General features: G+C 60.2%; 11 protein-coding genes. 4 read left to right on the top strand and 7 right to left on the bottom strand.

The window, feature by feature from the left end; genetic code table 11:
* Window position 1 precedes the first annotated feature (1 nt).
* From G6M89_RS01915 to G6M89_RS01890, 6 genes are all read right to left on the bottom strand, one after another.
* On the bottom strand, window positions 2-1,234 hold the full coding sequence (locus tag G6M89_RS01915) for an ABC transporter ATP-binding protein (protein ID WP_165160106.1): 1,233 nt from the start codon (window positions 1,232-1,234) through the stop codon (window positions 2-4).
* Between the two features lie 120 nt (window positions 1,235-1,354).
* Window positions 1,355-2,077, bottom strand: a complete 723-nt coding sequence (locus G6M89_RS01910; protein ID WP_206335412.1) for a DUF624 domain-containing protein — start codon at window positions 2,075-2,077, stop codon at window positions 1,355-1,357.
* Window position 2,078: 1 nt separating this feature from the next.
* Window positions 2,079-2,945: a carbohydrate ABC transporter permease gene (locus tag G6M89_RS01905; protein WP_165160105.1), complete on the bottom strand. Its 867-nt coding sequence runs from the start codon at window positions 2,943-2,945 to the stop codon at window positions 2,079-2,081.
* Window positions 2,942-3,859, bottom strand: a complete 918-nt coding sequence (locus tag G6M89_RS01900; protein WP_165160104.1) for a carbohydrate ABC transporter permease — start codon at window positions 3,857-3,859, stop codon at window positions 2,942-2,944. Before G6M89_RS01900 ends, G6M89_RS01905 begins: the two co-directional genes overlap by 4 nt.
* Complete coding sequence (locus tag G6M89_RS01895; RefSeq protein ID WP_165160103.1) at window positions 3,860-5,179, bottom strand: extracellular solute-binding protein; 1,320 nt, start codon at window positions 5,177-5,179, stop codon at window positions 3,860-3,862. It lies immediately after the preceding gene.
* 204 nt (window positions 5,180-5,383) lie between these two features.
* Entirely contained in the window at window positions 5,384-6,157 is a 774-nt protein-coding gene (locus G6M89_RS01890; RefSeq protein ID WP_165160102.1) for an SDR family NAD(P)-dependent oxidoreductase, read from the bottom strand.
* Between the two features lie 385 nt (window positions 6,158-6,542).
* On the opposite strand from G6M89_RS01890, the gene G6M89_RS01885 reads away from it, so the two are divergent.
* Entirely contained in the window at window positions 6,543-7,574 is a 1,032-nt protein-coding gene (locus tag G6M89_RS01885; protein WP_165160101.1) for a mannonate dehydratase, read from the top strand.
* Between the two features lie 77 nt (window positions 7,575-7,651).
* Complete coding sequence (locus G6M89_RS01880) at window positions 7,652-8,416, top strand: IclR family transcriptional regulator (protein WP_165160100.1); 765 nt, start codon at window positions 7,652-7,654, stop codon at window positions 8,414-8,416.
* An 87-nt stretch (window positions 8,417-8,503) separates the two neighbouring features.
* Here the strand turns inward: G6M89_RS01880 and G6M89_RS01875 are convergent, their stop codons facing one another.
* Window positions 8,504-10,762, bottom strand: a complete 2,259-nt coding sequence (locus G6M89_RS01875) for an RICIN domain-containing protein (protein WP_165160099.1) — start codon at window positions 10,760-10,762, stop codon at window positions 8,504-8,506.
* A gap of 173 nt (window positions 10,763-10,935) precedes the next feature.
* Between G6M89_RS01875 and G6M89_RS01870 the strand changes: the two genes are divergently transcribed.
* Together G6M89_RS01870 and G6M89_RS01865 are read left to right on the top strand one after the other, a co-directional pair.
* The gene (locus G6M89_RS01870) at window positions 10,936-11,439 is read left to right on the top strand and encodes an LUD domain-containing protein (RefSeq protein WP_165160098.1); all 504 of its coding nucleotides are present in this window, start codon (window positions 10,936-10,938) and stop codon (window positions 11,437-11,439) included.
* Window positions 11,439-13,655: an LUD domain-containing protein gene (locus G6M89_RS01865; protein WP_165160097.1), complete on the top strand. Its 2,217-nt coding sequence runs from the start codon at window positions 11,439-11,441 to the stop codon at window positions 13,653-13,655. Before G6M89_RS01870 ends, G6M89_RS01865 begins: the two co-directional genes overlap by 1 nt.
* Window positions 13,656-14,076 lie beyond the last annotated feature (421 nt).

Below are 14,076 nucleotides of genomic sequence, written 5' to 3'. Positions count from 1 at the left end.
GTTATGCGGTCTCTTCGAGGTCGGACTCCGAGGCGGTCTTTCTGCGATGGTCGGCGAGTAGATTATCGCCGTCTCGCCGGTCAAACAGATGGATGTCCGCCGGATCGAAGGCGATTTCGACCTGCTCACCGACGTCGGGTTTCACGTCGCCTGGCACGCGAACGCGACACTCCGCGCCCGCAATGTCGAGGTAGACGAAGTTGTCGCTGCCCGCAACCTCGAGGACGTCGACGGTCGCCGAAATCGTGTTCTCGCCGCTGACGCCGTAGTCGATATCTTCGGGGCGAATCCCAAGCTCGAGGTCGTCGCCGGCGTTTGCACGCTCGATTTCCTCGATGAGTGACTCCGGCAGGTGGTACTCGAAGCCGTCGGCGACGAGTGTCGACCCCGTCAGTGTCACGTCGAAGAAGTTCATCGCCGGGCTGCCGATGAAGTCGGCGACGAACCGATTGGCGGGATTGTTGTACACCTCCTCGGGTGGCGCGAACTGCTGGAGTTCGCCCTCGTCTAACACGACGATTCGGTCGCTCATCGTCAGTGCCTCGTGTTGGTCGTGGGTGACGTAGATCGTCGTCGTCCCGAGTTCCTCCTGGAGGCGCTGGAGTTCGGTCCGCATGTGGACTTTGAGCTTCGCGTCGAGATTCGATAGCGGCTCGTCCATCAGGAAGATTTTCGGATCGCGGACAATTGCTCGGCCGGTCGCAACCCGCTGTTGCTGGCCACCCGAGAGTTCACTCGGCCTGCTCTCGAGTTGGTCGCCGATGCCCATCATCTCCGCTGTGTCTTCGACTCGCTGCTCGATTTCTGTCTCCTCAAGGTCCGTCGTCAGCTTCAGCCCGTAGGACATGTTCTTCCGGACGGACATATGCGGATAGAGCGCGTAGTTCTGGAACACCATGGCGATGCCCCGGTGCTGGGGTTCGACGCCTTTGATGCTCTCGTCACCGATCTGAATATCGCCGCTCGTGATGTCCTCGAGTCCGGCGATCATCCGCAACAGGGTCGACTTTCCCGACCCGGAGGGTCCAACGATGGTGATGAATTCGCCGTCCTCAATCGTGGCGTTGAAGCCCTCGATGGCGACGAACTCGTCGAGGTACACTTTGCGAACGTCGTCGAACGACACGGACGCCGAGTCGCCGTTCGTACTCACCGAGGCGCTCGAGTCGGTGTCGGATGCCGATGCTGTGGTCGCTGCCGATTCGGTCTCTGGAGTCTCAGTTGCGTCACTCATGGGTGGATGGGTCTGGTGTTTCTGGGTGGGAGAGTCGGTCGTCTGTCGGTGCAGTTTCGGTTCTGGGCGTGCGTCGAGTCGCGAACGTTGGCGTCGCAGGCACGTATCCGCGCGTTTCGTTCACGGCTTGGTCACCTCCGAAATCGGCCGGCTATCAACTGGCTCGCTCGAGTGCTCGTCGTGTTCGACGCGATCCGTCTCGAGGTCGAAGTCGCCGACGCCGGCGACGAACTCGATGTGCAGCGTGCACGCGATGCCGGCGAACAGGAGGGCGACGGCGACGGTCAGCAGCGAGCTGACGACGAACAAAACGGTGGTGACGACCGCCACTGCAACCGCGCCGACGGCGTGGTGGGCGGTCCACCGGTAGCCGTCGACGACCGCCGCGGGGGCAGACTTGCCCGTCGCCAGCCCGAGCAGGGTTGGCATCGCCACGAGTCCCGCATAGAGACTCGCGTACGCACAGCCGAGTGCGAGCAGACCTGCCGAAACGCTCGCGCTCGCCAGATACGCGAGCCCGTAGTTCACAGCGACTACGAACAGCGCGAACGGGACGAACGCGAGCAACGTCGCGTGAAGGAACTGTTCGCGGACTGTCTCGAGCACCGCTTCACGGTCGATGCCGACAGTCTCGTCGTCTCGTAGCGAGAGCACAGCGCGGTACGCGCCGACCGTCGCGGGGCCAATCGTCACGAGCGGGATAGCCGCAAGGAACCACGCGAAACTGATCGCGATGATCGAGAGCAGGTGATTCCAGACGAACCGTGTCGTCCGCTCGAGCGTGGCGTACATCGGATCGATATCCGATGATTGGGTCTGGATCTGTTGGTGTGTTCCCGTCATGTCACTTGGTGGTCCCCTGCATTTCGACGGCGCGCACGAGGTGTTTCTGCATCACGAGGAAGACGATCAACAGCGGAATCGAGGCGATGACCGCCGAGGTCATGATGATGCCTGGTTCGGTGACGCCCAGATTGTCCTGCAGCGTGACGAGGCCAATCGGCAACGTGTACATCGCGTCATCCTGGAAGATGAGCAGCGGCCAGACGAAGGCGTTCCACGTCCAGATGAAGATGAACAGGCCGAGCGCGGCAAGCGCCGACCGCATCAACGGCAGGACGATGTGGCTGAAGATCCGCAGCCGCGAGAACCCATCCAGTCGGGCTGCCTCCTCGAGTTCTTCGGGAATGTCCTTGAAGAACTGGACGAGCATGAACACGCCGAGCGGGTTCGCAGCGCTCGGGAGGACGACTCCCCAGACGGAGTTGACGAGGCCGAGTTCGCTAACGATGATGTAGACCGGAACGAGGTTGACGATTCCGGGCACCATGAAACTCGCCACGATCACCGCGAAGATGACGCGCCTGCCAGCCCACTCGAGGCGGGTCAGCGAGTACGCAATCATCGCGTCGATCAGGATGACGACGGCGGTCGTAATCGCCGCCAGGATGAACGTGTTGACGGTCCACTGGACGATCAACGAGTTCGTCAGCAGGTATTCGTACCAGTAGAGAGTCACGTCCCATGGAATCATGTACGGAACCTCAGCGTACACCAAATCCCGCGTCATGAACGACGTGGCGAACATGTACCAGTACGGGATCAGGAACAGCGCCGCCGTTCCGTACAGCCCGGCGTAGAGCGCAATCGTCCGCAGCCGGGTGTTCGATAGCGATACGTTCTCGAGTGGATTACGTGAGTCGACGCTCATCGGTTATCACCGCTCAGGAAGTAGTAGCTGGTCGCCGAGACGGCGATCAGGATCATGAACAGCACGTAACCGACGGCGGCAGCGTAGCCGAATTCGCGGCCGGTGAAGGCTGTATCGTACAGGTAGAGGACGATTGTTGTTGTCTCGAACGATGGACCACCGTCGGTCATGATGAACGGCTGGCCGAACACCTGGAAGGAGCCGACGAACGTCACGATGACGACGAAGATGAGCGGATTCTGCATCTGCGGAATCGTGATGTCGCGCATCATCCGCCAGGTGCTTGCGCCGTCTAATTTCGCCGCTTCGTAGAGGCGATCCGGTACGTTCTGGCGAGCAGCAAGCAGGATAATGAAGTTAAACGCAAGCTGCCACCAGATGGTCGCGATAGCGAGCGCCGGCATCGCGAGCGTGTGATCGTTCAGCCAGTTGCCGCCACCGACGTAGTACGGAATCAGCCCGGATGCGCTGAAGACTTCCGTCCAGAGCAGGCCAACGACTGCCACCGTTAACACATAGGGGCTGAAGAAGATCGTCCGCAACAGCCATTTGCCTTTCACGTCGCGGTTGACACCGAGTGCCAACAGCAATGAGCCGATGACGATCGGTGGCACCGTCAGGATCACGAAGTAGACCGTGTTCCACAGCGCGTTCCAGAAGTCAGGATCGCCAAGCAGAATCCGGTAATTCTCGAAGCCAATGAACTGCGATTGGCCTGGATCAAGTGCGTTCCACTCATGAAGGCTCATGTACAGTGCCAACAGCAACGGGCCGAACAGGAACAGGCCCGCGATGATGAGATATGGCAGTGCAAAAGAGATCCCGGCGACTACCTCGCTGACCGACGAGTCCGCTCTGTCGAGCAGTCCGGAGTCGTCGTCACTCGAGTCAGCCTGTTGAGTTGAGTGTGCCATCTATGATCGCCTCTCGAATGCGTGTCGAACGCCAGCCGTGGCGTCCTCGATGACCTCTTCTGGTGTGGCGTTACCGGCGCGCATGTCATCGAGTGGCTGGTAGATCTGTTCCATGTACTCTTCGACGTTCGGTGTGGCGGGCGGCCGGATGAACTGATCTTCTTCGACCATTGTATGGAAGGTCTCGAGAGTGTCGTCCCAGGTCTCTGACTCTCGGAGTTCATCGCTTTCGATCGCGGCCTCGCTCGCCGGGAGGTGTCCGGCGTCGTAGCCCCACCGATCGTTGAACTCCTGTGAGAGCAACCGAACCGTTTCGAGTGCATTCTCGAGTTGCGCGTCGGTTCGCTCGTCGCTTTCGGGGATGATGAGCATGTGGCTATCACCGAGCGTGACGGGATCGTCTGCGTCCGGCATGACAAACGGTTCGGCCAGGCCGAAGTCGAAGCCGGCTTCGCGGACGACGGTGACGTGCCAGGTCCCTTCGATCATCATGCCGACCTCACCGCGATTCCAGGCATCCCAGCCGGAGCCGGGGTCAACGTGCGTCCACTCGTGTTCGTGGACCCAGTCGTGCATCTCCTGGACGACCGCGAGGCCATCGTCGGTATCGAAGCCAGGCTCGTAGTCGTCGGTCAGGAGTTCGCCCCCACGGCCGTGTAAGAGCATCCGCATCGTCTCAGCGTGGAACTCACCGTCGGGGTACTCGAACGCATAATAGTCTGTTTCTTCGACAATCGCGTCCGCAGCCTCCTGAAAACGCTCAGGCGTGTTCGGCGGCTCCTCGGGATCAAGCCCTGCCTCCTCGAAAATCTCTTTGTTATAGTAGAGCCCGAACGGGTGCGTATCGAGCGGCACGGCGAGTTGTTCGCCATCGACGATACCGCCCTGGGCGACCTCATCGAGATACGGGTCGGTCCCGATTGCGTCGGTCATTGGGACGAGACTTTCCTCGTAATCGCGCATCATCCGCGAGTGCATCACCGCTACGTCCGGCGGATTGCCGCCGACCATGGACGTATAGAGGCGGCCGTAGTGTTCGTCCCACGGGACTCGCTGCCGATTGATGCGGAGGTCGTACTCATCGCCATCGTTGATCTCGTCGACCATCTCCTCCATTACGTCGCCGTCTCCGCCACCGAATAGCGTCCAGTACTCGACGCCATCCTGTGCACTTCCAAGGTAGCCGGTACAGCCGGCAACACTCGTCAGGCCCGCAGCCCCCGTCACCTGTAACAGTCGGCGACGGCTTACACCTCCTCTCGAGTCGGGGTCGGGTGGACGAACCATCGTCTCACCACGATTGCTGTTGCCCGTTGGCATACCACTATATGAATTAATCACATTATATGTATGTTGTGGTCGTTCGCACCGATAGCAGACGCCTCGGAAGGCATATCGCCGGAGCGAGCAATAGCGACCCGCAATGGCAATCAGCACTGGATAGCACTTTCGTCTCGAGAACAGTTCACACAGTTCACGCGGACTCGAGATTCGAGATGTGCTGCAAAAAGCGCTCGAGTATGCTTAGAACGCGCTGTCAGCGAAGCCGCCGTCAACAGTGAGGACTTCGCCAGTGACGAACGAGGAGGCGTCACTCCCAAGGAAGATCGTTGCGCCAATCAGTTCCTCGCGGTCGCCGACACGGCCGAGCGGTGTTCGGTCATCGATTTTCTCTCGCTTTTCGGTGCCCTCGGCGTAGGTGTCCTTGTTCTGTGGCGTGATGAAAAAGCCGGGCGCGATAGCGTTGACGCGGATCTCAGGCGATAGTTCCTTTGCAGACGCGCGGGTGAAGGCTTCGACGCCGCCTTTCGCGGCCGAATACGCCGGCAGATTCCCCATTGCGAGTCGCGCCGCAAGCGAGGAAATGTTGATGATGCTGCCACCCTCGTCCATGGCGGGCGCAAATGTCTGGGTGATCCGACGCACACCGTCGAGTTGCACCTCAGTAACGAAATCCCAGTCATCGTCGCTGATCTCGAGGACGCGCTCTCGAGAGATGGCACCCGCAGAGGAGACGACGATATCGACGCCACCGAGGGTCTCTTCGACGACCTCGAGTAGATTCTCGAGTGAGTCCGGATCAGTTACGTCGCTGGTGACGCGAGCCGTTGTGGCGCCCTGTTCCTCGAGCAAGTCGGCTGTTTCGTTGACGGCGTCTTCGGAGCGACTGGTTGCAATGACGTCTGCACCATCGGCTGCGAGGCCGACTGCGATTGCTTGTCCGAGACCGCTCGTGCCGCCAACGACGACGGCACGTTTTCCGTCCACCGTGACCGGGGTGTGCGTATAGGTGTCCATACACCAGAGACACTCATGGACCGGTATGAACGTTTTCATCAGTTGGAACGACCAAGCGTGCGAAACAGCCAGCAGCCGCTTCGGTTCTGCAGCTATCGGACTATACTACCTCCTGATATTGAATTCGTACATGCCGGACAAAATTGTGCAGGTGACGTTCTGACACTCACTCCAACAAGTAGTACAACGGGTGCGTTGCTAAGAATACAGGGCACTGTGTCCGTTTCAAGGCCAATGCGTTCTCAGCCGATTCAACCTATCGACTGCTTGAGCAGTCCGCCGGGACCGGACAGGAAGTGAGCACAGATGAGTCGTACTGGCTGGTACTTCATGCGTCCGTAAGACCGATACGCTCTCGAGCGGAAGACTCGAGACAAGACCACAGATGGCATCCAACACATCGATCCGCGTCGGCGTTCGCACGCGCTCACTCGCGGAGCCACGCCTCCAGTACATTCGCCAACTCGGCGCGACCGACATCTTCATCGACCACGCTGATATCGATGAGGAACCGGACGAGTTCAACGACCAGGACGCCGGAACGACGCTCCCTGTCGGCCGCGACGAAATCCCAACCGTCGACGCCCTCGAGGCGGCCAAAGAACGCACCGAGGCGGCCGGACTCACCCTGACTGGCATCCAGTCGCTGCCGTACTCACTGTACGGCGACATCATGTTCGGTCGCGACGGACGCGAGGAGGCACTTGCACAGATTACGACGCTCATCCGCAACCTCGGCGAGGCGGAAATCCCAATCTTGGGCTATCAGTGGAATCCTCGTGGCGTCGTCCCGATGCGAACGGGAACCGTCGACCTTCGCGGGAACGCACAGGGAACCGCCTTCGACTACGACCTGCTCGAGGCTCCCGATGAACTCGCCCCCGGTCTCGACCGCGAGTACACCGAAGACGAGTTCTGGGACAACTACGAAGCGTTCCTCGAGACGGTCCTGCCAATCGCTGAGGAAGCCGGCGTCGAGATGGCGCTACATCCCGTCGATCCACCCGTCCTCGAGTCGATGTGTGGGATTCCGCGGCTCTGTCGGAGTGTCGAGGCGTTCGAGCGAGCAATGGGCCTCGTCAAAAGCGAGAACCATAGTTTAAAGCTCTGTCTTGGGTGTTTCTCTCAGATGGGCGAAGACGTGACCGAGGTCCTGCGGACGTTCGCCGAGCACGACCAGATCGGCTTCATCCATTTCCGGGATGTCGTCGGCACGGTGCCGAAATTCCACGAGACCTTCGTCGACGAAGGCAACTTCGACACGACCGAAGTCATCGAAACCTTAGACGATATCGGCTACGACGGCGTTGTGATTCCGGACCACGTTCCTCAGATGACCGACGACACGGACTGGCGACACCGCTCGCGAGGCTATACCGTTGGCTATCTCCGTGGCGTAATCGACACCGTGCAGTGAGGTCGGTCGCGATCTGTCACTCGAGTCCGGTGACGCCGGATAACTGTTAAATAGATCGTGTACATATGAGTGTTCAAATGGCGCACAAATCACGCTCTCCGGTGCAGGCCGCGGCGACGACGTTTCACATCATCGAGACGCTGCACGACCTCAACGGCGCAGGCGTCGCCGAACTCGCAGCCGAACTCGAGATGCCAAAGAGTACGGTTCATGACCACCTCCAGACGCTAACCACCGCCGAGTACCTGATCAACGACAACGGCACCTACCACGTTGGCGCGCGCTTTCTCGAGTTAGGCGGATTCGCGCGCAGCCAGATGAAACTGTATCAGGTCGCCTCGCCAGAGCTGAAGAAACTGGCTGATGAGACTGGCGAACACGCGAATCTGATGATCGAAGAACACGGGAAGGGCATCTTCCTGAACAAGTTCAAAGGCCAGGATGCAGTGACGCTCGATACGCACATCGGCAAGCGCGTCCACCTGCATACGACCGCACTCGGCAAAGCGATTCTCTCACGGCGGCCTGAGTCTGAAGTCGACGAGATTATCGAGCGTCATGGCCTTCCGGGTGTCACTGAACAGACCGTGACTGACCGCGAGGAACTGAAAACCGAACTCGAGGAGATTCACGAGCGTGGCTATGCGATTGATGACGAAGAGCGCGTCCTCGGGATGCGGTGTGTCGCTGCACCGATCTGTGACGAAAACGACACACCCCTTGGCGCAATCAGTGTCTCCGGACCAACCAACCGATTCAACGATTCGGTGTTCGAAGACGAAATCCCCAAACACGTCCTGAGCACTGCGAACGTGATCGAAGTCAATATGACCTACTCCTGATCGGGCCGTCGCGCCGTTTTCTCTCTTCTCAACTAGTGATTGGGAGGGCCACCTCGAGCCCGCGATCATACCGGCTTGAGCCGTCGGCTACAGTTCGTCGAAGACGAACTGGTTGTGTGCGGTTCCGTCATGATCCCAGAGGATAATGTCTGTCCCGGGTTCGTCGCTTGCACCTTCGACGTCGAACCCTTGATCCGCGCCGTCGGGATGAATCGTGTAGACGAACTCGCCGTCCGGGGTGAAGACCGGCTCGAGCGACCAGCGCTGGTGATCTGCGCCGGTATCCTCATCGACGACGACGCTCTGGCCATCGTCAATCTCACCATCTTCGACGCTCAGCACCTCGCCGGTTCCCTCGAGTTCGATCCGGTAGAGATCGCCATCCTCTTCGACGATCCAGCGCTGCTCGTCGGCGTCGTCCCACTCGTCCATGACGACGTTGTCGCCGTCGGCTGTGACGGGCATGCCAGCGTGGTTCGCATCAATTCGGTAGGTGCCAGGATCGACGGTCTCGAGTTCGATCCCGCCCTCACTGGCCTGGGTCTTGTCGATGACGTACGAGAGCGCGAGGTCCTCGCCAGGGTCGGTCTCCCACTCGATGACGAGGTCCCATGCGTCGCCGGTCCACTCGAAATAGTGTGACCAGGCTGTCGAGCCGGACGGTGCCTCCTCGAGTTCGGCACGGAGATCGAAGTCAGCGTTGAACCGCTCGTGAATATCGGTGATCCGGGCGGCTTCCTCGCCGCCGCTCGTGAGCGTAACTGTTCCCGAGGCGTAGCCACCGCCGAGGTTGTCCCGAACGATCGTGTTCAGCGCGTTGACCTCGATGTTCTCCTCGCCGGCATCGCGAACGTCGTTGTTGACGATGCGGCCGTTCCGGCCGAAGAACTCGATGCCGCGAGTCTGGCCCGGGTCGTCCGGCGCGCCGTCGCCGTCGGGAAGGTTTATTTCGGCGCGTTCCTCCTCAGAAAGGTCGTCGACAATGTGCAGGTTCGACACCGAAAAGCCATTTGCAGTCGAGGTGACGCCCGCGCGAACGACGTTTTTGACGACACCGCCCTGGATGGTGATGTCCTCGACAGCGTCGACAACGATACCGTGGTATCGCGCACCGATGATGTTGACTTCGCCAATCGTGATCTCGTTGGAATCGGTCGTGAGGTGAATCCCACGCGGGGCATCGCGGCTGACGACCTGCCCGACCGAGACGTTCTCACAGCCGTTTGCACACCGGAAGGTTGCGTACCAGGTCGGCGACTCGGGGTTCTCGCCGACAACGCTGTTGACTGCGGCGTTTTCGGTTTCGTTCAGAATTACGGCAGAGCCCTCCATGTCGACGCCGATCACCTGATCGATCACGACGCGTTCAGCATCGTACGTCTCGACGGCGTGATGGCGGCCACCCTCGACGTAGACCGAACTGATGAAAATGTCCGACGTGGGGCCGTCTCGAGCGCGGGCGTCAATGCGAACGGCTTCGAAGAACTCGCCGACCCAGCCCGGGTCGCCCAGGACCTCCTCCCGGCTGGCGTCAGGGTCGAACGACGTTGGCGGCCAGTCGGGTTCGTCGATTTCCCAGTAGTCGACGAAGTCGTCGGTGTCTTCGAATCGGATGTCGATGTCGCCCAGTTTGATGCCGTCGGTATCCTGAATCCAGACGGCGAAGCGCGGATTACCGCGAATTGTGAGCCGTGGAATTTCGATCTCTTCTTCGTCGAAGGCGCGGATCGGGATCACCATCGGCTGCTCGCCGTCATCGTCGACATAAATCGTTCCCTGGACGTCGAGAACGGTATAACTCGGCACCTCGATCTGGACGAGGTCGTCAGCCGGGCCAAGCGTTCCCGACGCGGTGACCAGTACAGTCTCCTTTTCGCTCCGATCCTCGCTCAGGCTGTCGAGAGCCGTCTGAATCGCTTTTCGGTACTCGTCACCGCTATAGACGGTCGTCTCAGCCGTGTCGGCGTGGTAGACTCCCTCGTCGTCCTCCCAGACGACGACCTCGGGCGTCCGAGCTGGCGTGTGAACGTGGCCAGTCTGCAGCCGCTCAAGGTTGTACAGTCCGTTGTCGCCCGCATCTACGTCCGCCTCCCACTCGTGCCACGGCTCATTGCCAGTCACTGGACCATCATCGCTCTCTCCGCCATCTCCTCGAGCGCTCGCCGACCCCGAAAGCGCAACGCCAAGTCCGGTCGCGCCGAGCATGGCCAGTGCGCCACGTCGACCAAGTGAAAGCCCCGACGATTCGGTGTCCGGCCGGACGTGTTTGCGTGCGTCGGTTCCGTCCGCGTTCCCGTTCGATTGCGCTGGACTGTGCTGTCCAGCATGAGTGCTATCGTTGCCCATGTTAATTACTGTCGCTATTGCGACAGCGTAACGCTCAATACATCATTATATAATAGTTTCGTCTTGGATTATACAGTCACTATAGGGACATCAGTTGATGAGTCTCACTATGCATTGCTATGCTGGTCAATGGCAAGACCCAAATCCCAGCCCGCGGTAGTAACTCCCAAGCAATGGCGACACTAGAGACGTTCGAAACGAATCTCGAGGCGGTCCGGACGCGGATCACTCGAACGAACGCGGCGGGGTTCGCGGAGACAGTCGATGACGTCATCGACGATCCAGCCGTCGGCGTCGAACTGCCGTTCGAGGACCTCTCGCTTGCGGAGACAGGCGTCGTTCTCGATCCAACACCGACACAGCTTCGCGAGGCCGCTTGTGGCGTGACGGCGGCGACACTTGGCGTGGCGGACTACGGCTCCGTCATCCTCGAGTCAACACCGTCGGGCGCGGAGCTGTCGGCGTTGTTCCCCGAAACACACGTCATCGTCATCCGCGAGGGCGACGTGGTTCCCGACATGACAGCAGCGTTCGAGACCATGGGCGAGCGATTCCGCGAGGGGCGAAACGACGCCGTCATCGCCACTGGACCGAGTGCGACGGCCGACATGGGCGAACTCGTCCACGGCGTCCACGGCCCGCGCGAAACGCACGCAATCATCGTGGAGGACGACTGATGGCGGCCGACCGCACGCAGAAGGCAGAACACATCCGTCATCTGCTTGCCACCGAGGGCGAAAGCGTCGAGGCAAACGCCCGCGGCTTCAACGACGGGCGCTACGAATCCGTCGCCCGACTCGAGGAGTACGAGGAGTACAAGGATCGAGCGCGGGCGATCAAGGAAGACGCAATCGAACGCCTACCCGACCTGATCGAGCAGGTCCGTGAAACGGTCGAAGCCAATGGCGGGACGGTCTATCTCGCTGAGGACGCTGCGGACGCCAACCGCTACATTCGCGAGGTCGCCCGCGACACTGAGGCCGAAACCGTGGTCAAATCGAAGTCGATGACCACCGAGGAGATCGAACTCAACGACGCCCTCGAGGCCGAAGGCAGCGAGGTCTGGGAGACTGACTTAGGCGAGTTCGTCTTACAGGTCGCAGAGGAAGCCCCGAGTCACCTCGTCGCACCCGCAATCCACCGCTCGTGTGAGGACATCGCTGACCTGTTTAACGAACACTTCGACACGGACGAGGACCTCGAGACGGCCCAGGAACTCACGGACTTCGCGCGAGAGTATCTCGGTGACCAGATTCGGGAGGCTGACCTCGGAATTACCGGCGCAAACTTCGTCACAGCGGATACGGGAACGATTGCGCTGGTGACGAGCGAGGGCAACGCCCGCAAGACCGTTGCGGTGCCGGACACGCATGTCGCGGTCGCGGGCGTCGAAAAGATTATTCCAACATTCGAAGAACTCCAGCCGTTCGTCGAACTCATCGGCCGCTCGGGGACAGGCCAAGACATCACCTCCTACGTGTCGTTGTTCTCGCCACCAGTTTCGACGCCGCCAGTTGATTTCGACTCAGACGAACCGATTGCCAACGATCCGGACGACCGAGCGTTCCACCTCGTCTTGCTCGATAACGGCCGGATGGACATGCGCGAAGACGACCAGTTGTGCGAGACGCTGTACTGCATCCGGTGTTCGGCCTGTGCGAACTCGTGTTCGAACTTCCAGTCCGTCGGCGGCCACGCCTTCGGCGGCGAGACCTACACCGGCGGCATTGCAACAGGGTGGGAAGCTGGCGTGCACAGCCAAGAGAGCGCCGCAGAATTCAATGACCTCTGTACCGGCTGCTCGCGCTGTGTCAATCAGTGCCCGGTCAAAATCGACATCCCATGGATCAACACCGTCGTCCGTGACCGGATCAATCGCGACGGTGGGGACGGCCAGTTCGACTTCCTCGTCGAGGGGCTCACACCCGACGCAGAACCCGCCGGCCTCGATCTCCAAAAGCGGTTCTTTGGGAACTTTTCGACGCTCGCAAAACTCGGCTCTGCGACTGCACCGCTCTCGAACTGGGGCGCGGATCTCCCGCCCTCGAGATGGCTCATGGAGCGCGTTCTCGGCATCGACCGGCGGCGCGAACTCCCCAGTTTCGAACGCGAGACGTTCGTCGAGTGGTTCCGCACCCGAGACGTACCTCGGCCTGTCGACGCCGACTACCACGCGGTCGTCTATCCTGACCTCTACACGAACCACGTCCGTACCGAGCGCGGGAAAGCAACCGTTCGAACGCTCGAGGCACTCGGCGTCGCCGTCGAGGTGCCCGACGTGGGCGCGTCGGGACGTGCGCCGCTCTCGCAGGGGATGGTCGACACTGCTGGGGGCCACGCCGAACAGGTCGCAGACTCGCTCGAGTCCTATCTCGAGGCGGGCTACGACGTGGTCGTCATCGAACCGAGCGATCACGCGATGTTCCAGCGCGAGTACGAGAAACTGCTTGCCGAGGAACAGTACGAGCCGCTTGCGAGCCAGAGCTACGAGGTGTTCGAGTACATCTATGGCCTGCTCGAGAACGGTGCAGACCCTGCGGAACTGCGGGGTGCTGACCGAGGCGCGACCAAGGAGATTGCCTACCACTCACACTGCCAGCAGCGCACGCTTGGCCTCGAGTCGTACACGACGGCCGTCCTCGAAAACCTCGAGTACGACGTGCTCACCTCCGATGTGGAGTGTTGTGGTATGGCCGGCAGTTTCGGCTACAAGAGCGAGTACTACGAACTGAGCATGGACGTTGGGGACCGACTTGGGACGCAGTTCGAGACGCCCGAGGCTGCGGGGCGGACCGTCGTCGCCAGCGGCACGTCCTGTCTCGAGCAGTTAGATTCGTTGCTGACGCGCCAGCCATGCCATCCGATCACGCTCATCGACCCACCACAGTCGTAGCGCGCCAGCGTCGTGGGCTGGTATCGCCTCTTTGCGTGGCAGTGTGTTTTCTCGAGGAGGGGCCATTATCCGTATCCGGTGGCTGCGACCGTCAGTCCATGAATGCTGTTGACCGTTCTGATGCCATGTATTGAGAGAATTCGTGGAAGCGCTCCTGTGCTGTCGATCAGCCCGGTGTAACATCGAAACATGTCATGGTGGAACATATCACTGGCGTCCGTTAGCACCGGATATAAACCAGATCGGCAGATATCCTGTAGTAGAGCCGTTCTAATTCCTGAGTCCTCAAACAGAGACGGTAGACTGCCATATATTTACAGTAGTATGTCTGTAACTCGCTGGTCAAAAACTCGTCTATTGCTCACTGTTTTATTCGGCACCACCGGACGTGGTACTACAGTATCTGGGTACCTATCAGTCG

This window comes from Natronolimnobius sp. AArcel1, assembly GCF_011043775.1.
GTDB lineage: Archaea > Halobacteriota > Halobacteria > Halobacteriales > Natrialbaceae > Natronolimnobius.
Note: the sequence above shows the minus strand (reverse complement) of the source record. Positions and strands in the feature narration are given on the sequence as shown.

Bases quoted from the DNA above. Each gene is read 5' to 3' on its own strand.
- G6M89_RS01900 (WP_165160104.1), bottom strand. From the start codon at position 3,859: ATGGCACACTCAACTCAACAGGCTGACTCGAGTGACGACGACTCCGGA.
- G6M89_RS01910 (WP_206335412.1), bottom strand. From the start codon at position 2,077: ATGACGGGAACACACCAACAGATCCAGACCCAATCATCGGATATCGAT.
- G6M89_RS01890 (WP_165160102.1), bottom strand. From the start codon at position 6,157: ATGGACACCTATACGCACACCCCGGTCACGGTGGACGGAAAACGTGCC.
- G6M89_RS01895 (WP_165160103.1), bottom strand. From the start codon at position 5,179: ATGCCAACGGGCAACAGCAATCGTGGTGAGACGATGGTTCGTCCACCC.
- G6M89_RS01905 (WP_165160105.1), bottom strand. From the start codon at position 2,945: ATGAGCGTCGACTCACGTAATCCACTCGAGAACGTATCGCTATCGAAC.
- G6M89_RS01865 (WP_165160097.1), top strand. From the start codon at position 11,439: ATGGCGGCCGACCGCACGCAGAAGGCAGAACACATCCGTCATCTGCTT.
- G6M89_RS01875 (WP_165160099.1), bottom strand. From the start codon at position 10,762: ATGGGCAACGATAGCACTCATGCTGGACAGCACAGTCCAGCGCAATCG.
- G6M89_RS01915 (WP_165160106.1), bottom strand. From the start codon at position 1,234: ATGAGTGACGCAACTGAGACTCCAGAGACCGAATCGGCAGCGACCACA.
- G6M89_RS01880 (WP_165160100.1), top strand. From the start codon at position 7,652: ATGGCGCACAAATCACGCTCTCCGGTGCAGGCCGCGGCGACGACGTTT.
- G6M89_RS01870 (WP_165160098.1), top strand. From the start codon at position 10,936: ATGGCGACACTAGAGACGTTCGAAACGAATCTCGAGGCGGTCCGGACG.
- G6M89_RS01885 (WP_165160101.1), top strand. From the start codon at position 6,543: ATGGCATCCAACACATCGATCCGCGTCGGCGTTCGCACGCGCTCACTC.